The organism is Micromonospora sp. NPDC000316, from assembly GCF_042898885.1.
GTDB lineage: Bacteria > Actinomycetota > Actinomycetes > Mycobacteriales > Micromonosporaceae > Micromonospora.
In genome coordinates, this window is sequence record NZ_JBIAZG010000014.1 from 33,464 (window position 1) to 54,581 (window position 21,118).

A 21,118-nucleotide genomic window follows, 5' to 3' on the forward strand; every position below is an offset into this window, starting at 1 on the left:
AACCCACGCCCCCGCCCTGGCTCCCTGGCCCCGCCGCCGCCGCCGATCTTGCACTTACTGTCGCGGATATGTCGCTATTGTGGGCATTAGTCGCGGCAGAAAGTGCAAGATCGCGGCAGACCAAAGCGGGCGCTCTTCACGGGTGGGTTGTGGGGTGGGTGGGGCGGGGCCAGTGGGGGCGGTCGGCGTCGCGGAGGGCTGCGGTGCGCAGGGCGGCTAGCTGACGTTCCACCTCGACGAACACCTCCGGTGCCAGCGGACCCCACTGCAACGCGGCGGCGTTCTCCTCGACCTGGGCGACCGTACGGCAGCCGGGGATCGGAATGCTGCGCCCGCTGCGCGCCCAGATCCAGCCCAGCGCGCCCTGCGCGAGGGTACGTCCGTCGGCGGTGAGCGCGGCACGCACCGCGCCGACTCGGCGCAGCCACTCCGGTGCCGGGCGTCCCCCTCGGAACCACTCCAGCCAGCCGGGGGCGAGTCCGCGTACGTCGTCGCGGGGCAGCGTGGAGGCGGCCGTGTACTTGCCGGTGAGCAGCCCCATCCCCAGCGGCCCCTGGTTGATGCTGGCCAGGTCGTACTTGTCGCAGACGGCGAGCAGTTCGGGGGCGTCGCGCAGCACCGACAGGTTGTGCTGCACGGCTGTGGCGCCGGGTGCGGCGTGCCCGAACGCGGCGGCCCGGTCGGGGCGGTCGGTGCTCCACCCGTACGCCCGGATGAGGCCCTCGGTGATCAGTTCCTCGCAGGTGCCGATCAGCGCCTCCGCCCGGGGTACCGGCAGGTCGGCCAGGTGCAGTTGGTAGAGGTCGATCCGGTCGGTGCGCAGCCGGCGTAGCGAGGCGGTCACGGCTCGCCGCAGGTACGCCGGTGACGGGTCGCGCCCGGTCGCCTGACGGGTCGTCTCGTCGAAGGTGTAGCCCCACTTGGTGGCGATCACGACGTCGTCGCGGCGGCCGGCGAGCGCCTGGCCGAGCACCCGTTCGCTGTGCCCGGCCCCGTACGTGTCGGCGGTGTCGAAGAGGGTCACACCCAGGTCGAGGGCCCGGCGTACCGCCCGTACCGACTCGTCGTCGTCGACGGCCCCCCAGCCCAGCGGCTGTGTCCCCTCCGCCCAGGGGCCGCCGATCGCCCAGCACCCCATGCCGAGGGCGCTGACCTCGATGCCGCTGCGCCCCAACGAACGTGTCGTGACTGCCATCGGCCGATCGTGCCACCTCGGCGGTGTCCGGGCGTAGCAGATCGAGGTGCAAATCGCAGGTGCGCGCGCGCCGGTTCGGTACGGCATGATCTGCCGCATGCGGAGGCTGGGTGTGGATATCGGTGGCGTGCTCATCGAGCCGTCCGACGAGGACGCCGACACGTCCTTCTTCGGCGCGAACTACCTGCGGACGCCGATGGTCGACGGGGCGTTCGACGCACTCGCGGCGCTCGGGCCGGCGTTCGACGAGGTGCACCTGGTGTCCAAGTGCGGCGAGGCCACCGAGCGGCGGACCCGCGGCTGGCTGGCCCACCACGACTTCTCGGCGCGCACCGGGATTCCGGCCGACCGGGTGCACTTCTGCCGGACCCGGCGGGCCAAGGCGCCGATCGCCCGGGAACTCGGGCTTACCCACTTCGTGGACGACAGGCTGGAGGTGCTCGGCTACCTCGACTCGGTGCCGTACCGCTTCCTGTTCCGGCCCCGCCCGGCGGAGGTCGCCGCACACGCGGCGCTGCTGCCCCACGTACACCGTGTGGAGAGCTGGCCGGATCTGACGTCGCTGCTGCGCGCCGGCTAGCCGGACCGGCGCGGACGTCGCGCGCCGGTCAGGACGGCCAGGCGCGGGCGAGCAGGTCGCGGGTGTCGCCGAGCAACTGCGGCAGCACCTTTGTCCGGCCGATCACCGGCATGAAGTTGGCGTCGCCGCCCCAGCGCGGAACGACGTGCTGGTGCAGGTGCGCGGCGATGCCGGCGCCGGCCACGCCGCCCTGGTTCATCCCCAGGTTGAAGCCGTGCGCGTTGCTCACCTTGCGGATCACCCGCATCGCCGTCTGGGTGTACGACGCCAGCTCGGTGGTCTCCGGCTCGTCCAGGTCGGTGTAGTCGGCGACGTGCCGGTAGGGGCAGACCAGCAGGTGCCCCGGGTTGTACGGGTAGAGGTTGAGCACCACGAAGACGTGCTCGCCACGGGCCACCACCAGGCTCTCCTCCGGTGGCAGCCCCGGGGCCAGGCAGAACGGACAGCCGGTCGGCTTCTCGTAACCCTCGGCGGGGCGGTCCTCGCCGGAGATGTAGGTCATCCGGTGCGGCGTCCAGAGCCGATCCAGGCCGTCCGCCATGCCACCGCTGTCCGTGTGCCGCTCCGCCCCTGTCACGAGCCGATCCTACGGAGCCACGCGGAGGGGCCGCGACACCCACCGCCCGGGAAACTCCTTGCTGCAAGTTCTTGACGGATAGATGCCGGAACCTGAAAATCGCATGCATCCATACACTTCCATTCATTGATGGAGAGTTACATGATCCGACGGCTCGGCAGAATCCTTGCGGCACTCGCGCTGACCGCCGCCACCACAGTGGCCGGCGTCACCCTCACCGCCAGCGCGGCACAGGCGGACGGCTGCTACACCTGGGGTCGCGCCCTGTCCCAGGGGATGTCCGGCGAGGACGTCCGGCAACTCCAGATCCGGGTCGCCGGCTACCCCGGCTACGCGGCAGTGCTCACCATCGACGGCGCGTTCGGCCCGGCCACCCGCTCCGCGGTGATCCGCTTCCAGCAGGCGTACGGGCTGTCCGCCGACGGGGTGGCCGGCGCGCAGACCTTCAACCGGCTGTACGCCCTGCAGGACGACGACTGCACGCCTGCCAACTTCAGCTATGCCGAGCTGAACAACTGCAACAGCACCTGGTCCGGCGGCGCGGTCGCGGCGAGCACCGCGCGGTTCAACGCGCTCGTCTCGATGTGGAAGCTCCAGGCCCTGCGGCACGCCCTCGGGGACGTGAACATCGTGATCAGCAGCGGCTTCCGCAGCGCCGCCTGCAACAACGCGGTCGGCGGGGCGTCGAACAGCCGGCACATGTACGGCGACGGAGTGGACCTGGTGGGGTCGCCCTCGTTCTGCCGGCTGGCCCAGCAGGCCCGCTACCACGGGTTCGGGCAGATCCTCGGCCCCGGCTATCCGGACCACAACGACCACACCCACGTGGCTGCCGTCGGCGGCTGGTCAGCGCCGAACTGCGGCATCTGACGGATCGGCCCCCACACTCGCGCTCGAACATTGACGTAGTGGCCTCCCTGTTGCCGGGAGGCCACTACGTCATGGATCGAGCACGATCAGGTGCCAGCGCGGGTTACTCCGCGGCGGCGGACGGGCCGATGTTCGTCCGGGAGGACACCACGTCGAGCACGTGGGTCACCGCCTCGGCGATCGGCACCCCGTTGCGCTGGGAGCCGTCGCGGTAGCGGAACGACACCGTGCCGGCGGCTACGTCGTCGTCGCCGGCGATGACCATGAACGGGATCTTCTGCTGCTGCGCGGTGCGAATCTTCTTCTGCATCCGGTCGTCACCCGCGTCCACCTGCGCCCGGATGCCCTCGGCGCGCAGCGCGGCGACGAAGCCGTGCAGATAGTCGGTGTGGTCCTCCCGGATCGGGATGCCGACCACCTGCACCGGGGCCAGCCAGGCCGGGAACGCCCCCGCGTAGTGCTCGGTGAGCACACCGAAGAACCGCTCGATCGAGCCGAACAGCGCACGGTGGATCATCACGGGCCGCTGCCGGGTGCCGTCGGCGGCCTGGTATTCCAGCCCGAACCGCTCCGGCTGGTTGAAGTCGACCTGGATGGTGGACATCTGCCACGTCCGGCCGATCGCGTCGCGGGCCTGCACGGAGATCTTCGGCCCGTAGAACGCCGCGCCGCCCGGGTCCGGCACCAACTCCAGACCGGAGGTCTCGGCGGCGGTCCGCAGCGCCTCGGTCGCCTCCGCCCAGTCCTCGTCGGCGCCGATGAACTTGGGCGAGTCGTCCCGGGTCGACAGCTCCAGGTAGAAGTCGTCCAACCCGTAGTCGCGCAGCAGGTCCAGCACGAAGCTGAGCAGCGTGGACAGCTCGCCGGCCATCTGCTCGCGGGTGCAGTAGATGTGCGAGTCGTCCTGGGTCAGGCCACGGACCCGGGTCAGGCCGTGCACGACGCCGGACTTCTCGTACCGGTAGACCGTGCCGAACTCGAACATCCGCAGCGGCAGCTCACGGTACGACCGCCCACGCGACCTGAAGATCAGGTTGTGCATCGGGCAGTTCATGGCCTTGAGGTAGTAGTCCGCGCCCTCCAACTGCATGGGCGGGAACATCGTGTCCGCGTAGTACGGCAGGTGTCCGGAGGTCTGGAACAGCTGCGCCTTGGAGATGTGCGGGGTGTTGACGAACTCGTACCCCGCCTCCTCGTGCCGCCGCCGCGAGTAGTTCTCCATCTCCCGGCGGATGATCCCGCCCTTGGGGTGGAAGACGGCGAGGCCGGAGCCGATCTCGTCGGGGAAGCTGAACAGGTCCAGGTCCGCGCCGAGCTTGCGGTGGTCGCGCCGGGCGGCCTCCTCCAACAGCTTCAGGTACGCCTTGAGCTCGTCGCGGGTCGGCCACGCGGTGCCGTACACCCGCTGTAGTTGGGGGTTCTTCTCCGACCCGCGCCAGTACGCGGCGGCCGAGCGCATCAGCTTGAACGCGCCGATCAGCCGGGTGGTGGGCAGGTGCGGGCCCCGGCACAGGTCCGACCAGCAGACCTTGCCCTCCTTGGCGTCGACGTTGTCGTAGATGGTCAGCTCGCCGCCGCCGACCTCCATCACCTCGGCCGTGTCCAGGCCCTCGCCCTTGACCTCGATCAGCTCCAGCTTGAACGGCTCGTCGGCCAGCTCGGCGCGGGCCTCATCGAGGCTGCCGAAGCGACGGCGACGGAACCGCTGCCCGGACTTGATGATCTCCTGCATGCGCTTCTCGAGCTTGCTGAGATCGTCGGGCTGGAACGGCTTGTCGACGTCGAAGTCGTAGTAGAAGCCGTTCTCGATGGGCGGGCCGATGCCCAGCTTGGCCTCGGGGAAGACGTCCTGCACTGCCTGGGCGAGCACGTGCGCGGTGGAGTGGCGCAGCACGTTGAGCCCGTCGGGCGAGTCCAGGCTTACCGGCTCGACGACGGTCTCCTCGGCCGGCGTCCAGTCCAGGTCACGCAACTGGCCCTGTGGGTCGCGGACCACGACGATCGCCTTGGGGCCGTTCGCGGGCAGTCCGGCCGCGGCCACCGCGTCGGCCGCCGTCGTCCCGGCGGCGACGACGACAGGGTCGGCCACGGCGGGGGTACGGGGTGCGGACACGGTGACTCCTTCATTTGGTACGAATCGGGGCCGTCCTCGGCTCCTGCCGATGCTATCGGTCCACCCATCCCCGGCAGGGAAGGGCACCTTCCTCACGTCCGCCGTTGAACCTTTCGCGCCTCAAAGCCGAACTACCAGGTGTGGCCGGAACCGGTGCCGGCCGCGCCGACACGGATGGGGGCACGAAATGGCGAGCACGCACGGCGGTGACCGGCGAAGGATCGCGGCGGTGACCGCGCTGACCGCCGCCGGCCTGCTGCTCGGATGGCCCGGCACGGCACACGCGGCGGACGTGACGACCACCCCGACCGAGGCCCGGCAGGGCGACGCGGTACGGCTGGAGTTCAGCGTCCCCGAGGAGCGGGCCGGCACCACGACCCGCCAAATCGAGGTTCGCTTGCCGGCTGACGCGCCGGTGGCGGAGGTCTACCCGATGTCGGTGGACGGATGGGCGCCCAAGATCAGCTCTCGTACCCTGGACAAGCCGGTCGCGGGCATGCACGCCAGCGGTGTGACGACCGTGACCACAGCGGTGACCTGGGTCCGCGTCGGCGAGAGCACGCCCGGCCCGGCCCGCCTGGCGCTGTCAATGGGTCCACTGCCGCAGGCCGAGCGGCTCGCGTTCGAGGTCGTCCAGACGTACGCCGACGGCACTGTGGTCCGCTGGGCGGACGTCGACGGCGCGCATCGGGCTCCGGTGCTGACGCTGCTGCCCGCGGCGGCGGGCACGGGCGGGCCGGGCGGACCCGCCGGGCACGGCGGGCACGGCGCGGCGGTGGCCGGGGCGGGCGGCGCGGGCGAGGAGTCCGGCAACGCCGACGCGATGTTGGCCGCCGGCCTGCTGGCCGGGCTGGGTGGCGGCGCGGCGATCGGGTGGCTGGTCAGCCGGTGGCGCCGGCGCGACCCGGCCGAGCGTGCGGAGCTGGCGGAGCTGGCGGAGGTGGCCGGCGCGACGGACGACGAAACGGTGGTGGCAACTCCGCCGCAGGACGGCAGGGCGGCGTCCACGCCTCCGGCCAACGCCGCAGCACTGACCTCGGCCGCCACCCCGGCCCGCACCACCTGAGGCAACCACGCGCTCAGCGGACCCAAGGACCCCCATGCGTCCTTTGCTCTGCTTCAACCCACGCACCACTCACGCCCTCAAACTGGTGCGTCGGTTGAAGCAGAGCAAAGGAGACGTGACACCCCACCCGGCCCTGAGCCAGCCGGTGACAAGGGCGGTCAGGGGGCGATCAGGGGGCGATCAGGGGGCGATCAGGGCGCCCAGGCGGGCAGCGGCTCACGCGCGGCCAACCACGACTCGGGCACTCCGCCGGGCGTGCCGACACCTGTGTACGCGGCCACGACCGCCCCGGCGATGGCGGCAGTCGTGTCCACGTCCCCGCCGGCCTGCACGCAGACCTGGATCGCCGCCGGATAGTCGTCGAGGTGCGTGGCGGCCACCCAGAGGGTGAACCCGACGGTGTCCTGGGCGGTCACCCGGGAGCCGTTGCCGAGCGCCGCCACCACCTGGGGCAACGGCCGACCGAGCAGCCCTATCGCCCGTTGCACGCAGCGGTGCACAGCGGTGCCGGGATCGATCGCTGCGGCGATCCCGGCGAGCAGCCGTTCCGGGGCCGGCCGGTGGCCGTCGAGACGGGCCCGGGCGGCGAGCGCGGCGGCGACAGCCACGGCGACGGCGCCGGCGATCCCCTCGGGATGCGCGTGGGTCACCTCGGCCGAGGCGCGAGCCTGGGCGGCGGCGCGGGCGGTGGAGTCGGCGAAGTACGCGCCGAGCGGGCCGACGCGCATCGCCGCGCCGTTGCCGCAGGAGCCCTGCCCGTCGAAGGCGAACGCGGCGGCCACCGGCCACGGCGTGCCGGTGCGGATCAACCGGAGGATCAGCATCGCCCCGGGACCGTAGCCCCGCTGCGCCCCGCAGCGCTCGGCGAACGCCAACGCCAGCCGGTCCCTGTCGATGCCGCCGGACGCGGCCAACTCGGCGACGACCGAGCAGGCCATCTCGGTGTCGTCGGTCCACTCCCAGGGCGACGGCGGCAGGGTCCCCTCGGTGAGATGCTCCGGCGCCGGCCCCGACAGGAAGAACTGCGCGCCGAGCGCGTCGCCGGTGGAAAGACCGGCGAGGCTGTCCCGGGCGAGCGCCAGGCGGGCGTCGGCAAAGAGGGTGAAGGACATCGTCGTACCAGCTTGCCCCCTTCCCAGGTACGTCGCAACGCGATCAACTTGCCAGGCCAAGTACGGTCTTGTCGTGGCCTCCGTGCTCCTGGTCGAAGACGATCACGTCGTACGCGGCGCGATGCTGCGGTCCCTCACCGACCGGGGGCACGCGGTGCACGCCGTGGGCACCGCGTTGGACGCGCTGCGCCGGGTCGCCGCGGAGACACCCGACCTGGTGGTGTTGGATCTCGGTCTGCCCGACCTGGACGGCTCGGACGCGCTGCGGATGCTGCGCGGCATCACCGACGTTCCGATCATCATCGCCACCGCCCGGGACGACGAGCAGTCGGTGGTCAAGCTGCTGCGCGCCGGGGCCGACGACTACATGGTCAAACCGTTCACGGGCGCGCACCTGGACGCCCGCATCACCACGGTGCTACGTCGGGCCGGACGAGCCAGCCGGACGGTGCAGCCAGCGGTGCACACCGTCGGCGGGTTGCGTGTGGACGTCGGTGAGCGCAGCGCCGTCCTCGACGGGGAGCCGCTGGCGCTGACCCGCAAGGAATTCGACCTGCTGGCGTATCTCGCCGCACGACCCGGGCGGGTAGTGTCCCGCCGGGAACTCTTGGAGGAGGTATGGCGGCAGCCATCGGTCGGCGAGGATCAGACCATCGACGTTCACCTGTACTGGCTCCGCCGAAAGATGGGCGAGTCCGCGGCGAAGCCGCGCTACCTGCGCACCGTGCGGGGGGTCGGGTTCCGGCTGGTGGCACCGGACTGAGGACGGCGCTGGCCCTGCTCACGGCCGGCATGTGCAGTCTCGTCGCGCTCGCCTTCCTGATCCCACTCGGGCTGAGTCTGCGCGAGCAGACCCGGGACGAGGCGATCGCGGACGCGGCCCGGCGCAGCGCCCTGGTGACCGGAGCGCTGGCGGTGAGCACCGACCCTGCGGTCATCGAGCGGGCAGTGGTCGCCAGCGGTGAGGGCACGCCCACCCGCCCGGTGGTGCACGGGCTCGGGTTGGACGAGTCCGCCGGCCGCGCCAGTGGCGCTGACCTGGCCCAGGCCCGCGCCGACCGCCGCTCGCTCGTCGTCGACGTCGATGGCGGAGTGGTCCGGCTCGACCCGGTGGTGCTGGGCGACCAGACGGCTGTCGTCGAGGTGTTCGTACCGGATTCGAGGCTCGGTGAGGGTGCCGGCGGCACGTGGTTGCTGCTGTTCGCGGTCGGTGCGGCGATGGTCGGCGCGGCGGTGCTTGTGGTCGACCGGGTCGCCGCCCGCGCGGTGGACTCGACACGGGGTCTGGTCAAGGCGGCGTTGTCGATCGGTGACGGCGACCTGGGGGTACGCGTCGAGCCGACCGGTCCCCGCGAGCTGGCCGAGGCCGGGTACGCGTTCAACCGGATGGCCGACCGGCTGGACGCGGCCCGCACCGACGAGCGAGAACTGGTGGCGGACCTGTCGCACCGGCTGCGTACCCCGTTGACAGTGCTCCGGCTGGACGCGGAGGCGTTGGAGTCCGACGACACAAGCGTGGGTTCGTTCAGTCAGGCGGAGCTGGACCGGCTGCGGGGCATCCGGCGGATCCGGCAGGCGATCGTCACCCTGGAGGGTGAGATCGACGTGCTGATCAAGACCACCCGCAAGACGGTGGCGCACGAGGCCGGGCCGGCCATGTGTGATGTCAGCGAGGTGGTCCGGGACCGGATGGTCTTCTGGGCCGCCCTGGCCGGCGACCAGAACCGGCCGCACCGGGTGACCGGCGCGCAACTGCGCATCCCCGCTCCGGTGCCACGCGCCGAACTGGCCGCCGCGCTGGACGCGGTGATCGGCAACGTCTTCCGCTACACCCCGCAGGGGACGGCGTTCGAGGTGGCCGTGTCCCGCCGCGACGGGTACGTGGCGATCCGGGTCGACGACGCCGGCCCCGGCATCACCAACCCGGATCGGGCGCTGCGCCGGGGCACCAGTGACCAGGGCTCGACAGGGCTCGGCCTGGACATCGCCAAGCGCGTGTCGTTGCAGGCGAACGGGTCGGTGAGCATCGACCGGGCGCGGCTGGGCGGCGCCAGCGTGGTGATGCTGCTCGCCGACCCGGAGGCGGCGCCCCGGCAGGTCAGCCGGTTCGGGCTGGTGGGTCGGATGGCACGCGACGCCCGGGACCAGAAGACAAGCGGTAGGCGCTGGCCCCGCCAGCGCCCCACCGACAACTGAACGGTTGAGCCGTCCACAAGGGCGGCCTCCGGGGCGCGGGCTGTGGGCCGGCGCAAGTCTTCCTTAGATCGCGGTTAACGAGCGCGCTGGAGCAGCAGCGGGCTGCCAGGATCAGTAAACGAACCCACCAGTTCCGCCGGCCAGCGCATCGCGCATCCACCGGCCGGTGGAGTCACGCGCGCGGCGGGAGCCCAGGTCCCCCCACACCCACACTCCCGCCGCGCGCCCCGCTCCCCCACCCCGATCCCGCCGCCCGGGCTCAGCCAGCGGCGACGAGGTGGGCGTCGATCTCGGCGATGATCCGCTGCTTGCCGGCGGGGTCGAGGAACGACGCCGTGACCGCGTTGCGGGCCAGCCCGGCCAGCTCCCGGGGGCCGGCCCCGAGCAGTCGGGCCGCCACCGCGTACTCGTCGTTGAGGGTGGTGCCGAACATCGGCGGGTCGTCGGAGTTGATGGTGACCAGCAGTCCGGCCTCGACAAGTCGGGGCAGCGGGTGCTCGTCGAGGGTCGCCACGGCCCGGGTCCGCACGTTCGACGTTGGGCAGATCTCCATCCCGATCTGCCGCTCGGCCAGGTACGCGAGCAGTTCCGGGTCCTTTGCGGCGGAGATGCCGTGCCCGATCCGCTCGGCGCCCAGCTCGCGCAGCGCGTCCCAGACCGTCTGCGGTCCGGTGGTCTCGCCGGCGTGCGGCACCGAGCGGAGGCCTGCCGCGCGGGCCTGGTCGAAGTAGGGCCGGAACTGCGGCCGGGGTACGCCGATCTCCGGGCCGCCCAGCCCGAAGCTGATCAACCCGTCCGGGCGCTCGTCGAGCGCGATCCGCAGCGTCTCCTCGGCCGCCGGCAGACCGGCCTCACCGGGAATGTCGAAGCACCAGCGCAGGTCGAGGCCGAAGTCGGCCGCGGCGCGCTTGCGGGCGTCCTCGATCGCCTCGCAGAACGCCGGCGCGGGGATGCCCCTGCTCACGTGCGAGTAGGGGGTGATGGTCAGCTCGGCGTAGCGGACCTGCTGGCGGGCCAACTCCCGCGCCACCTCGTGGGTGAGGATCCAGACGTCCTCCGGGTCGCGGATGAGGTCGACGACGCTCAGGTAGACCTCGATGAAGTGCGCGAAGTCGCGGAACTCGAAGTAGTCGGCGAGCGCGTCCGGGTCGGCCGGCACCGGGGAGCGGCCCTCGTGCCGGGCGGCCAGCTCGGCGACGATCCGGGGTGAGGCGGAGCCGACGTGGTGCACGTGCAGCTCCACCTTGGGCAGGCCGGCGATGAAGGTGGACAGGTCGGTCACGAATTCTCCTCGGCGCGGTCGCCGGTGCGGGCGACGACGAAGACACGACGGAACGGGAAGTACACCTGACCCTGCCGCACCGGGTACGCGGCGGCGAGGCGTACCCCCAACTCGGCCCGGAAGGCCGACCAGCCGGCGGCGTCGAGCGCGGCCCGGACCGGGCGCAGCGCGGTGCCTTCCATCCAGGCAAGCACCGGGTGGTCGGCGGCGGGCGTGGCCGGCAGCAGATGCACGTAGGTAGTTTCCCAGGCGTCCACGGCGCAGCCGGCGGCGGTCAGCAGCCGCGCGTAGTCGACCGGGTCGTCGACGGGGTCGGCGCGCAGCAGCGGGGCCAGCTCGGCCTGCCACGCCTGCCGGTTGGCGACCTCGCGCAGCGCCCGGTGCGATGGCGCGTCGAAGTTGCCGGGCACCTGCATGGCGAACCAGGCGCCGGCGGGCAGGTCGGTGGCCCAACGCCGCAGCAGCTCCTGGTGGCCGGGCACCCACTGCAACGCCGCGTTGGTGACGACCACGTCCTCGTCACCGGCGGGCCGCCAGTCGCGCAGGTCGGCGACGGCGAACTCGACGCGCGTCGGCAGGGCCCTGGCCTGGTCGATCATCTCGGGCGACGAGTCGACGCCGAGGACCCGGGCGGCGGGCCAGCGCTCGGCGAGGGTGGCGGTGAGCTGGCCGGGGCCGCAGCCGAGGTCGACCACCGCGCGGGGTCGGCCCGCCCCGACCCGGGCCACCAGGTCGTGAAACGGCCGGGAGCGTTCGTCGTCATAGCGCAGATACGTCGTCGGGTCCCACATCGTCGCCTCCAAACCGTACGTCCGTCTTGTTTGACGATATGGCTCCCGTGGCAGGCCGGCAACCCCATCACTAGGCTCAGGGCATGGAACAGCGCAGCTTCAACCGGCTCGACCGGACCGTCGGAGTGGTAGGCCTGGGCGCCTGGCAGCTCGGCGCCGACTGGGGCACCGTCAGCGAGGCCGACGCCATGGCGGTGCTGACAGCCGCCGTCGACGCCGGGGTCACCTTCCTGGACACCGCCGACGTGTACGGCGACGGCCGCAGCGAGCAGCTGATCGGCCGCTTCCTGCGCTCCCGCCCCGACGCCGGCCTGACCGTGGCCACCAAGATGGGCCGGCGGGTCGAGCAGCGGCCCGAGGCGTACACCCTCGCCAACTTCCGGCAGTGGACCGACAGGTCCCGGGCCAACCTCGGCATGGACACCCTGGACCTGGTCCAGCTGCACTGCCCGCCCACCGCCGTCTTCGCCGACGACGCGGTCTTCGACGCCCTGGACACCCTCGTCGCCGAGAAGGCGATCGCCGGGTACGGCGTCAGCGTGGAGACCTGCGACCAGGCGCTCACCGCCATCGCCCGGCCCGGCGTGGCGAGCGTCCAAATCATCCTCAACGCGGTCCGGCACAAGCCACTGGAGCAGGTGCTGCCGGCCGCCGCGCAGGCAGGGGTCGGCATCATCGCCCGGGTGCCACTGGCCAGCGGCCTGCTCTCCGGCCGCTACGACGAGAACACCGAGTTCCCCGCCGACGACCACCGCACCTTCAACAGGCACGGCGAGGCGTTCGACGTCGGCGAGACGTTCTCCGGCGTCGACTACACGCAGGGCCTGGCCGCCGTGCGCCGGCTCGCGCCGCTTGTCGACAACGACCGCACGATGGCGCAGTTCGCGCTGCGCTGGGTGCTCGACCAGGCCGGCGTCACAGTCGTCATCCCCGGCGCCCGCGGCGCCGAGCAGGCCCGCCGCAACGCCGCCGCCGCCGACCTGCCGCCCCTCACGGCCGCGCAACTGGCCGGGGTACGCGAGGTCTACGACGAGCTGATCCGCCCGCAGGTGCACGACCGGTGGTGACCTGCGCACCCGCGATGCTCACTGCCCGATCCGGCCCGAAGGAGGCGCGATGAGGGGTTGGCTGACACTCACCCTCGGCCTGCTCGCACTTGTGGTCGGTGCGGTGTGGACGGTGCAGGGCCTCGGGTACGTCAGCGGCAGCGTGATGACCGACGAGTCGTTCTGGGCGGTGCTCGGGCCGATCGTGGCAGTGGTCGGGCTGGTGACGCTCTGGCTGGGCCTGCGCTCCCGGCGTCGCTGACCGCACCGCCGTCCACAGTGACGCGTGACGCCTGCCCGGCCGTGGTCGACAGGTCGCCGCTGGAGTGAGAAGCCCCGCATCCCGGGCGGGATGCGGGGCTGCACAACAACCCTGAACGGATCGTCACGGTTGCCGGTGGGGGCCGGCCACCTTGGTCAGAGCGGCCGGACCTGCTCCGCCTGCGGGCCCTTCTGACCCTGAGCGATCTCGAACTCCACCCGCTGGTTCTCCTCCAGCGTGCGGTAGCCGCTGGACTGGATGGCCGAGAAGTGGACGAACACGTCAGCACCCCCGCCGTCGACGGTGATGAAGCCGAAGCCCTTGTCAGCGTTGAACCACTTCACGGTTCCCTGCGCCATGTGTATCTCCTTCTAAAACTGGCGGCCGTGCACGCCGTGCGGCCGATTGGCCGTTTTCGAGCAGCGGCGTCTGAGGCGGCCCCCGCGAAGGAGACTTCTCTCAACCCACGCCATCTCGCAACAGCGTGGAACAGCAAATCACGTACGCAAAAAGTCTGCACGACCTGTCCGACGAATTTCTCCGACATGTGACCTGACGGATGCCTCACATCGCTGGGCGGTCCGCAAAGGCATGCGAAAGGCCCCCTTCCCACGGTTGCGGAAAGAGGGCCCTGGAGTCGTTGTCGGTCAGTCCGGCCAGTGGCCGGTCATCCGGCGGACGCCCACCGCCCCGCCCCGGTCCACTGCGGCCCGGACGACAGCGAAGATGGCCCCCTGCAACGCCGCGGCGGCCAGGATCTCGCCCCAGCCACGGTCTTCGTCGGTCGCGTTGGGCGCCTCACCGTCGCCTGCGGTGATCTTCCAGACCTGCCGGAAGATCGAGCCGGCCACCGCACCCGCGGCGAACCCCAACAGCACGCCGACCGGCCGGTACGCGGTCCTGCCGATGCTCCTGCTCACCTACGCCTCCCCCGCACGATCATCAGCACAACCACCGTCGCCACCGCGCCGGCGGCGATCGCCGCCCACGGCACCGGGTTGCGTCGCATCATCTCGCCCTTCTGCTGCGCCTGTGCGCGCACCAGACCACCCTTGTCGTACGCCTGCTCGCGGGCCTTCCCCACGCCGCGTGCGGCCTGCCCCCGGACCCGGGCCACGGTCTGCGCCGCCTGCTCACGCATGCGCTCCCGCGCCTGCTCGGCGGACTCCTTCAGACGGGCCTTGACGTCGGCCCTGGCGGCCAACGCCTCCATCGTCTCGCCCAACTCGACCCGGGTGCGGCGGATCTCCTCGCGGAGCGCCTCCGTGTCACCCGTCCCGTTACCCGTCATGCCCGACCCCTGTCCGTCACCACGGCTGCCTTGTCCCGCGCCGCGGCTCGTCCGTCCTTCACAGCGGCGGCGACGGTGTCCACGTCAGCCCGGAGGCTGCGGACCGTTGCCGCCGGCATCGGTGGGACGGCACGGCTGATCTGCTTCTTGCCCACCAGGGCGAGGATGCCGGCCACCAGGAAGAGCGCCACCGCCACGATCAGCGCGGCGGCCCAGGCGGGCAGCACCAGGTCGAGCAGCAGAATCACCGTGACGACCATCGCGCCCAGGCCGTAGAACGCCAGTGCGCCGCCGCCGCCGAACAAGCCGATCCCGATGCCGGCGTGCTTGCCCTTTTGGGTCAACTCCGCCCGGGCCAGCGTCAGTTCGTCCCGCACCAGTCGGGAAACCTGCTCTGCGGCCCGCTGCACCAACTCGGCGGTGGAGGGCTCGCTCCCGTTCCGGGATGTGCGGGCATTCGTCACGTCAGCCATGCTGTCCTCCTTTCCTCATCACCGCGCTGTATGCCCGGAGTCGTCGCTCGTCAATCCTAGAGCGCTCTGACCCGGTCACCGTTCCGGTTGTCCGGCTCGCCGCGCCGCCAATCTGCAGCCACCCGACCGCGCAAAAGACACCCGGCAGCAGATCCCCACCCCAAGCCCAACCAAACCTCCCATCTACTACCGGGGCAGGCCCGGGGGGACGGGGCTTAGAGTCGGGTTTCTTCTGGGCCTACGAAGGCTTCGCTGCGGGCGTCGCCGTCGTCGCTGCCGCCGAAGACGCGCGCGTCGTCGGGCGCCTCGGTGTCGGTGGCACGGCGGGCCGGGCGGCGCGGCTGCACCCACTGCCAGGGCAGGTCGCTGTTGGCGTCGCCCAGTTCGGTGCGCATCCGGGGCATCGCGGTGGGTCGGTTGTCGCGGATCCAGGCCACCAGGTGCTCGCGGACCAGGCAGCGCAGGTCCCACAGGCTGCCCGCGTCGGCGGCGCTCACCAACGCCCGCAGTTTCACCATCCCGCCGGTGGCGTCGGTGACCTGCAGGACGCAGACCCGACCGTCCCACAGCTCGGTGCCCTCGACCATGCGGCGCAACTCCTCCCGCATGACCTGCACGGGCACCGCCCAGTCGACGTCGAGCTCGGCGGTACCGAGCACCGCCGCCTCGGTCCGGGTCCAGTTCTGGAAGGGCTTGCTGGTGAAGTAGGAGGTGGGCAGGATCAACCGCCGGTCGTCCCAGATCTGGACCACCACGTAGCTGAGGGTCAGTTCCTCGATCCGACCCCACTCCCCCTCCACGACCACCACGTCGTCGAGGCGCACCGCATCGCTGAAGGCGAGTTGCAGCCCGGCGAAGACGTTGCCGAGAAGGCTCTGGGCGGCCAGTGCGGCGACCACACCGACCACACCGGCGGAGGTCAGCACACCGGCGCCGATGCCGCGCACGCTGGGGAAGGTCATCAGCATGACGCCGACGGTCAGGATGACGATCACCGCGATGGTCAGCCGCCGCAGCATCACCACCTGGGTACGCACCCGTCGGGCGTGCCGGTTGTCCGGCACGTCGACCCGGAACCGGGCCAGCGCGGTGTCCTCCACGACCACAAGCAGCGACGCCACAAGCCAGGCCACGCTGGCGATCACGCACAGCACCAGCAGGTGCAGCAGGATCTTGCGCCAGGGGGTGCCGACCGCGTACCCGGTGCTGTATCGAACGCCGAGCTGGACCGCGAAGACCGTCGCCGCGACCTGGAACGGGCGGTGCGCGTGGTCGGTCAGCTCGCTCAGCAGCAGCGACCGGCGGCCGAACTGACGGATGAGCCGGTGGGTGACCACGGCCAGAAAGAGGGCGACCGCCGCCGCGGCGAGCGCGGCGACGGCCGTTGCGACATAGCTCTGCACGACTTCGGTGCTTCCCTTCGACAAGGCGTCGGGCACTTTGGGCAAAAGCCCAATAGTGCCCGACGTCCTTGAGATCGACCAGCTCAGACCTTGCGGTACCGGGCCTGGAGGAAGCAGAAGAAGCCGAACGCGGCGATGCCGAGTGCGACAAGGGTCAGCAGGAGCGTGCCGTAGGACTGCTCGCGCAGCGTGTGCAGCGCGGCGTCCAGACCGCGGGCCTTCTCCGGGTCGTATTTGACCGCTGCCACGATGATCAGCAGACCGGAGATCCCGAACGCGACGCCCTTGGCGACGTAGCCGGCCATGCCGAGGCGACGGGCCAACTGGCGGGTCTTCGGGCTCATCTCGCCGGTCTTCAGGCGCTTCTCGAACTTCTTGAGGGCGCCGTAGATCACGAGGCCGACACCGAGCGCGGCGAGCCCCAGCCCGGCCAGGCCGACAAGCCAGCGGCCACCGGTGGAGGTCATCAGCTGGCCGGTGAGCGCCTCCTGCTTGTCGGCGCTGTTCGAGTCGGCGTCGGAGAAGACCTTGAAAGCGGTCCAGGCGAAGTAGAGGTAGACGATGGTCCGGCCGGCCGAGGCGACCCGCTCCATGATCCGTTCCTTGCCCCGCTCGGCGGTGTGCCCGACCGCGGCCTCCAGTGCCTGCCAGATCGCCATCGCGAGCAGCCCGACCGCGACGGCGATGACCAGGAACTTGCCAAGCGGCTGCTGGGAGAGCGTGCGCAGCGCACCGGACTGGTCGCCGTCCTCGGAGGGCAAGCCGAACGCGATCTGCAGCGCCAGCCAGGCGAAGAGCAGGTGCACGATGCCGTAGCCGATGAAACCGGCCCGGGCGAGAAGTTCCAGCCACCTGCTGTCCGCCGTGCGGGAGGCGGTGGCTTCGGCGTTACGAGTAAGTGACATGGCGCCACAATCTCCGGTTCCGGAGATCCTCAAACGTCGGCCACCGCCGCCCGCCCGGTCAGCTGCCCGGGTTGCGCGAAACGCGGATCTTGACCTGCTGGTCGGTGACGCTGTCGAGGGTGACTGCGAAACCCCCGGCCTCGGTGGCCTGCTGGCCGGTGGTGAGGGTGAGCTGCTCGCCGGCGACTTCGACTGTCACCTGATCCCCCTCCGCGCCGACCAGTTTGGCCTCGACGCCCAGGATCGTGGTGCGCGCGTCGACCCCTCGCTCAAAGGTGACAGTGCACGCGTCCAGCCCGCAGTCGGTGGAGGCGCCCTGGGAACTGCAGCCGGCGAGCACGGCGAGGCCGAGCGCCAGACCGGCGAACAGACCGGCGGCGCGGCGGACGGGGGGCAGCGAGATGGTGGCGGGTCGGTTTGTCACCTCGCCAAGAGTACGAGACGTAGGCGACCCTTCGCCCAACGCCGATCACCTCGGCACGAGGGCACCGGCTAGGGTCCGGGACATGCCGTTCGACATCGCCCGCACCCGGGCCGCCTACCCCGCCCTGACCGAGGGCTTCGTCCACTTCGACGGTGCCGGCGGCACCCAGACCGCGGCCGGTGTGATCGACGCGGTCACCGACGCCATGCGCGCGGCGGTCGGCAACCGTAGCGCCGCATTCGTACCCGGCCGCCGCTCCCTGGAGATGGTGGCCGCCGCCCGCTCGGCGGTGGCCGACCTGCTCGGGGCGGACCCGGCCGGTGTGGTGCTCGGCCCGAGCGCGACGGCGTTGACGTACACCCTGGCCCGCACGCTCGGGGCGAGCTGGCGCCCCGGCGACGAGGTGGTGGTCTCCCGGCTCGACCACGACTCGAACGTGCGCCCGTGGGTGCAGGCCGCCGAGGCGGCCGGCGCGACTGTGCGCTGGGCCGAGTTCGACAGGCACAGCGGCGAGTTGCCCGCTGGGCAGTACGCCGACCTGGTCAGCGAGCGGACCCGGCTGGTGGCGGTGACCGCCGGCAGCAACGCCATCGGCACCGTGCCGGACGTGCCGGCGATCGCCAAGACGGCGCACGCGGTCGGTGCGCTTGTCTACGTCGACGGCGTGCACTCGGTGCCGCACGAGCCGACCGACCTGGCGTCGCTCGGCGCCGACGTGCTTGTCACGAGCGCGTACAAGTGGTCCGGCCCGCACCTGGCGGCGATGGTGGCGGCCGACCCGGCACGGTGGGCGGCGCTGCGTCCGGCGAAGCTGATCCCGTCATCCGACGCGGCACCGGACCGCTTCGAGTACGGCACCCCGAGCTTCCCGCTGCTGGCCGGCGTGACCGCCGCGGTGGACCACCTGGCCGGGCTGGACCCGGATGCGGTCGGGGACCGGCGGGCGCGGCTGCGGGCCGGGCTGGCCGCCGCGCAGGCGCACGAGACGGCGCTGCTGGACCGGCTGCTGGCCGGGCTCGCCGAGCGGCAGGCGATCACCGTCTACGGCTCACCGGCCCGGCGCTGCCCGACGGTCTCCTTCCGGGTCACCGGGATGTCGCCGCAGGCCACCCAGGAGGCGCTGGGCGCCGCCGGGTTCTGCCTCTCGTCCGGCGACTACTACGCCTACGAGTACTTCCAGACGATGGGGCTGCGCGACAGCGGTGGCGCGGTGCGGGCCAGCATCTACCACTACAACACCGCGGACGAGGTGGACCGGTTGCTCGCCGAACTGGACGCGGTGGCCGACCGCGGGGAGAGAATGGCCAGGTGAGCACCCTCGTCGAGGACAACCCCGCCAAGAACCGCTTCGAGATCCTTGTCGACGACGCGCTGGCCGGTTTCACCGCGTACGTGCCCCGCGGGGAGGTGCTGGTCTTCACGCACACCGAGGTGGACCGGAGCTTCCAGGGCAAGGGCGTCGGCGCCGCGCTGATCCAGGGCACCCTGGACCAGGTCCGCGCCCGTGGCGGCCGGGTCGTGCCGCAGTGCCCGTTCGTGGCCGCGTTCATCGACAAGCATCCCGAGTACGCGGATCTGGTCGCCGAGCAACTGTGACGCGCGACTGACCGGCCGTGAGGGCTGACCGGCCCGGAGCCGAGCGGGTCAGCGGGCGCGGCCGGTCAGCACCTCGGCGGCGGCCTGTCCGCTGGCCCGCGTCCCGCTGTGGGTGGCCAGGTGCACCGCTCCGGTGACCAGCTCGGGCACGCCAAGCTCGACCACTATCGCGTCCGGTCGGGCGGCAAGCGCTCGTTGCACGGCAGCGCGCATCCAGTGGTGCCGGTGCAGGTCGCGGACCACGAGCACAAGCGGGCGGTCGCCGGCCGCGGCACCCGGATCCGCCGGCACGTCGGGCTCGGCGTAGCGGACCGTCGTCGTGCCGGGCAGCAGCCCGCCGAGCGGCGCGCCGATGCCCCAGGGCGTCTCCGCACCGATGGCGATGTTGCGCGGCGGCTCGAACTCGACCACGTACGCCGAGTGGGTCAGCGGCAGCGTGGCCCGGCCGCCCGGGGTTGTGGTGACGCGTACGGCTCGGCGGGCGGCGACCAGCCCGACGTCGGAGCCGCCGTGCGGGGTGCCGGCGCGAGAGCCGCGTGCGGCGACGGTCCAGGCCGCGAGTTGCCCGACCCGCTTGGCGGCTTCGGCGAGGCGCTCCTCGGGCAGTTCGCCGGAGACGACAGCGGCGACGATGGCGTCGCGCAGCTCGCGGGCGGACTGCTCGTCGGCCCGTTCGCCGCCGATGCATATCGCGTCGGCGCCGGCGGCGAGCGCGCGAACCGCCGCGCCGGCGAAGCCGTACCGGTCGGCGACGGCACGCATCTCCACCGCGTCGGTCACCACCACGCCGGAGAAGCCCATCTCGTCGCGGAGCAGCCCGCCCAGGATGCGCTGGCTCAGGGTGGCCGGCAGGTGCGGGTCGAGGGCGGGCACCAGCAGGTGGCCGGTCATCACCGCCTGCACCCCGGCGGCCACGGCGGCGCGGAACGGGGCCAGCTCGCAGGCGTCCAGCCTGTCCCGGTCGGCGATGATCCGGGGCAGGTCGTGGTGCGAGTCGACGCGGGTGTCGCCGTGCCCGGGGAAGTGCTTGGCGCAGGCGGCCACGCCACCGGCCTGGAGGCCGCGGACCCAGGCGACGGTGTGCCGCGCGACAAGCGCCGGGTCGGCACCGAACGAGCGGACGCCGATCACCGGGTTCTCCGGGTTGGAGTTGACGTCGGCGTCCGGGGCGTAGTTGAGGGTGACCCCCGCCTCGGCCAGCTCGACGCCGAGGTCCCGCGCGACAGCCTCGGTCAGCGTCGGGTCGTCGACCGCCCCGAGGGCGAAGTTGCCCGGCCGGGAGCTGCCGTGGACCGACTCGATCCGTGTGACGTCGCCGGCCTCCTCGTCGATCGCCACGATGACGTCCGGCCGCTCGGCGCGCAGCGTCGCGGTCAGCGCCGCCACCTGAGCGGGGTCGACGACGTTGCGGGCGAAGAGCACCACCGCGCCGAGCCCTTCGCCGAGCCAGCGGCACACCCACGGTGGCGGGGTCGTGCCGACGAAGCCGGGTTGCAGGACGGCGGCGGCCAGCTCCGGAAGGTGCCCGGTCGGCGCGGTCACGCCGCGACCTCCTGGCGCTTCGCGTCGGTCGCCGGTGCCGGCGCGGTTGCGTCGGCCCGCTGGTTGCGCTCGCTCATGCGGCTCCCGTACCCCATCTCTCGCGCGCCCTCGGCGCACCGCCCCGGCAGGCGGTGCTGCCATGGTCACACCGAGCGATGAAATAGTCAATAAACCTTACAGTTGCCTCGCGGCGCGGTCCCCGGGAGAGTGCGGGAATGGAACCCGCCCTGCTCGCCGACGCGACGAGCCCTGCCGACATCCCCGGCGTACGCCTGCTCGGCCTGGTCGTCGGCGCCCTGCTGCTGCTCGCCGCGATCCGGGCGATGTTCGGCAGGCGCTGAACTCGGGCCGCCGACCGGAGGCGGGTGTGGCCGACGGCGACCGGGGTACGGCT

General features: G+C 72.0%; 24 protein-coding genes. 10 read left to right on the forward strand and 14 right to left on the reverse strand.

Annotated features, from left to right (window positions below):
• Nucleotides 1-136 precede the first annotated feature (136 nt).
• Nucleotides 137-1,195, reverse strand: a complete 1,059-nt coding sequence (locus tag ACFY2Q_RS23240) for an aldo/keto reductase (RefSeq protein WP_387133517.1) — start codon at nt 1,193-1,195, stop codon at nt 137-139.
• Between the two features lie 97 nt (nt 1,196-1,292).
• Here ACFY2Q_RS23240 and ACFY2Q_RS23245 point away from each other — a divergent pair, with 97 nt between their 5' ends.
• Nucleotides 1,293-1,775, forward strand: a complete 483-nt coding sequence (locus ACFY2Q_RS23245) for a hypothetical protein (protein WP_387133519.1) — start codon at nt 1,293-1,295, stop codon at nt 1,773-1,775.
• Nucleotides 1,776-1,803: 28 nt separating this feature from the next.
• Here ACFY2Q_RS23245 and ACFY2Q_RS23250 read toward each other — a convergent pair whose 3' ends face one another.
• Nucleotides 1,804-2,316 (reverse strand): HIT family protein, encoded by a 513-nt coding sequence (locus tag ACFY2Q_RS23250; protein WP_387133686.1) that lies wholly within the window; start codon nt 2,314-2,316, stop codon nt 1,804-1,806.
• A gap of 165 nt (nt 2,317-2,481) precedes the next feature.
• Between ACFY2Q_RS23250 and ACFY2Q_RS23255 the strand changes: the two genes are divergently transcribed.
• Nucleotides 2,482-3,222 (forward strand): D-Ala-D-Ala carboxypeptidase family metallohydrolase, encoded by a 741-nt coding sequence (locus ACFY2Q_RS23255; RefSeq protein ID WP_387133520.1) that lies wholly within the window; start codon nt 2,482-2,484, stop codon nt 3,220-3,222.
• Between the two features lie 103 nt (nt 3,223-3,325).
• Here ACFY2Q_RS23255 and thrS read toward each other — a convergent pair whose 3' ends face one another.
• Entirely contained in the window at nt 3,326-5,335 is a 2,010-nt protein-coding gene (gene thrS, locus ACFY2Q_RS23260) for a threonine--tRNA ligase (RefSeq protein ID WP_387133522.1), read from the reverse strand.
• 229 nt (nt 5,336-5,564) lie between these two features.
• Between thrS and ACFY2Q_RS23265 the strand changes: the two genes are divergently transcribed.
• Nucleotides 5,565-6,401 carry a DUF1775 domain-containing protein gene (locus ACFY2Q_RS23265; protein WP_387133523.1) on the forward strand — a complete coding sequence of 279 codons (837 nt, stop codon included), beginning with the start codon at nt 5,565-5,567 and terminating at the stop codon, nt 6,399-6,401.
• A 191-nt stretch (nt 6,402-6,592) separates the two neighbouring features.
• Here ACFY2Q_RS23265 and ACFY2Q_RS23270 read toward each other — a convergent pair whose 3' ends face one another.
• Nucleotides 6,593-7,513 carry an ADP-ribosylglycohydrolase family protein gene (locus tag ACFY2Q_RS23270; protein WP_387133525.1) on the reverse strand — a complete coding sequence of 307 codons (921 nt, stop codon included), beginning with the start codon at nt 7,511-7,513 and terminating at the stop codon, nt 6,593-6,595.
• Nucleotides 7,514-7,586: 73 nt separating this feature from the next.
• Here ACFY2Q_RS23270 and ACFY2Q_RS23275 point away from each other — a divergent pair, with 73 nt between their 5' ends.
• Nucleotides 7,587-8,276, forward strand: coding sequence for a response regulator transcription factor (locus tag ACFY2Q_RS23275; protein WP_387133526.1), 690 nt, complete (start codon nt 7,587-7,589; stop codon nt 8,274-8,276).
• Between the two features lie 29 nt (nt 8,277-8,305).
• Nucleotides 8,306-9,709, forward strand: coding sequence for an ATP-binding protein (locus tag ACFY2Q_RS23280; RefSeq protein ID WP_387133528.1), 1,404 nt, complete (start codon nt 8,306-8,308; stop codon nt 9,707-9,709).
• A gap of 259 nt (nt 9,710-9,968) precedes the next feature.
• Here ACFY2Q_RS23280 and ACFY2Q_RS23285 read toward each other — a convergent pair whose 3' ends face one another.
• Entirely contained in the window at nt 9,969-10,991 is a 1,023-nt protein-coding gene (locus ACFY2Q_RS23285) for an adenosine deaminase (RefSeq protein ID WP_387133530.1), read from the reverse strand.
• The gene (locus ACFY2Q_RS23290) at nt 10,988-11,782 is read right to left on the reverse strand and encodes a trans-aconitate 2-methyltransferase (protein WP_387133531.1); all 795 of its coding nucleotides are present in this window, start codon (nt 11,780-11,782) and stop codon (nt 10,988-10,990) included. The genes ACFY2Q_RS23285 and ACFY2Q_RS23290 overlap by 4 nt, the downstream gene beginning before the upstream one ends.
• An 83-nt stretch (nt 11,783-11,865) precedes the next feature.
• Here ACFY2Q_RS23290 and ACFY2Q_RS23295 point away from each other — a divergent pair, with 83 nt between their 5' ends.
• Both ACFY2Q_RS23295 and ACFY2Q_RS23300 read left to right on the forward strand, forming a co-directional pair.
• A complete protein-coding gene (locus ACFY2Q_RS23295; RefSeq protein WP_387133533.1) occupies nt 11,866-12,849 on the forward strand; it encodes an aldo/keto reductase in 984 nt (327 codons plus the stop codon).
• Between the two features lie 49 nt (nt 12,850-12,898).
• On the forward strand, nt 12,899-13,090 hold the full coding sequence (locus ACFY2Q_RS23300) for a hypothetical protein (protein WP_387133534.1): 192 nt from the start codon (nt 12,899-12,901) through the stop codon (nt 13,088-13,090).
• A gap of 155 nt (nt 13,091-13,245) precedes the next feature.
• On the opposite strand, the gene ACFY2Q_RS23305 is transcribed toward ACFY2Q_RS23300, so the two are convergent.
• The 7 genes from ACFY2Q_RS23305 to ACFY2Q_RS23335 all read right to left on the reverse strand — a co-directional run bounded on the left by ACFY2Q_RS23305 (nt 13,246) and on the right by ACFY2Q_RS23335 (nt 17,586).
• Nucleotides 13,246-13,449: a cold-shock protein gene (locus ACFY2Q_RS23305; RefSeq protein WP_013732668.1), complete on the reverse strand. Its 204-nt coding sequence runs from the start codon at nt 13,447-13,449 to the stop codon at nt 13,246-13,248.
• A 288-nt stretch (nt 13,450-13,737) separates the two neighbouring features.
• Nucleotides 13,738-13,998, reverse strand: a complete 261-nt coding sequence (locus ACFY2Q_RS23310; protein WP_387133687.1) for a DUF4235 domain-containing protein — start codon at nt 13,996-13,998, stop codon at nt 13,738-13,740.
• Between the two features lie 8 nt (nt 13,999-14,006).
• Nucleotides 14,007-14,381, reverse strand: a complete 375-nt coding sequence (locus tag ACFY2Q_RS23315; RefSeq protein ID WP_387133536.1) for a DUF3618 domain-containing protein — start codon at nt 14,379-14,381, stop codon at nt 14,007-14,009.
• Nucleotides 14,378-14,854, reverse strand: coding sequence for a phage holin family protein (locus ACFY2Q_RS23320; protein ID WP_387133537.1), 477 nt, complete (start codon nt 14,852-14,854; stop codon nt 14,378-14,380). Before ACFY2Q_RS23320 ends, ACFY2Q_RS23315 begins: the two co-directional genes overlap by 4 nt.
• Before the next feature lie 215 nt (nt 14,855-15,069).
• Complete coding sequence (locus tag ACFY2Q_RS23325) at nt 15,070-16,257, reverse strand: mechanosensitive ion channel family protein (RefSeq protein ID WP_387133539.1); 1,188 nt, start codon at nt 16,255-16,257, stop codon at nt 15,070-15,072.
• Between the two features lie 83 nt (nt 16,258-16,340).
• On the reverse strand, nt 16,341-17,162 hold the full coding sequence (locus ACFY2Q_RS23330) for a DUF1206 domain-containing protein (RefSeq protein ID WP_387133541.1): 822 nt from the start codon (nt 17,160-17,162) through the stop codon (nt 16,341-16,343).
• A gap of 58 nt (nt 17,163-17,220) precedes the next feature.
• Nucleotides 17,221-17,586, reverse strand: coding sequence for a hypothetical protein (locus tag ACFY2Q_RS23335; RefSeq protein WP_387133543.1), 366 nt, complete (start codon nt 17,584-17,586; stop codon nt 17,221-17,223).
• A gap of 82 nt (nt 17,587-17,668) precedes the next feature.
• On the opposite strand from ACFY2Q_RS23335, the gene ACFY2Q_RS23340 reads away from it, so the two are divergent.
• Both ACFY2Q_RS23340 and ACFY2Q_RS23345 read left to right on the forward strand, forming a co-directional pair.
• Complete coding sequence (locus ACFY2Q_RS23340; RefSeq protein WP_387133545.1) at nt 17,669-18,898, forward strand: cysteine desulfurase-like protein; 1,230 nt, start codon at nt 17,669-17,671, stop codon at nt 18,896-18,898.
• Entirely contained in the window at nt 18,895-19,182 is a 288-nt protein-coding gene (locus tag ACFY2Q_RS23345) for a GNAT family N-acetyltransferase (protein WP_387133546.1), read from the forward strand. The genes ACFY2Q_RS23340 and ACFY2Q_RS23345 overlap by 4 nt, the downstream gene beginning before the upstream one ends.
• Nucleotides 19,183-19,230: 48 nt before the next feature.
• Here ACFY2Q_RS23345 and ACFY2Q_RS23350 read toward each other — a convergent pair whose 3' ends face one another.
• Nucleotides 19,231-20,724, reverse strand: coding sequence for a glycoside hydrolase family 3 protein (locus tag ACFY2Q_RS23350; protein WP_387133548.1), 1,494 nt, complete (start codon nt 20,722-20,724; stop codon nt 19,231-19,233).
• A 215-nt stretch (nt 20,725-20,939) separates the two neighbouring features.
• Here ACFY2Q_RS23350 and ACFY2Q_RS23355 point away from each other — a divergent pair, with 215 nt between their 5' ends.
• Nucleotides 20,940-21,065: a hypothetical protein gene (locus tag ACFY2Q_RS23355; protein WP_357006270.1), complete on the forward strand. Its 126-nt coding sequence runs from the start codon at nt 20,940-20,942 to the stop codon at nt 21,063-21,065.
• Nucleotides 21,066-21,118 lie beyond the last annotated feature (53 nt).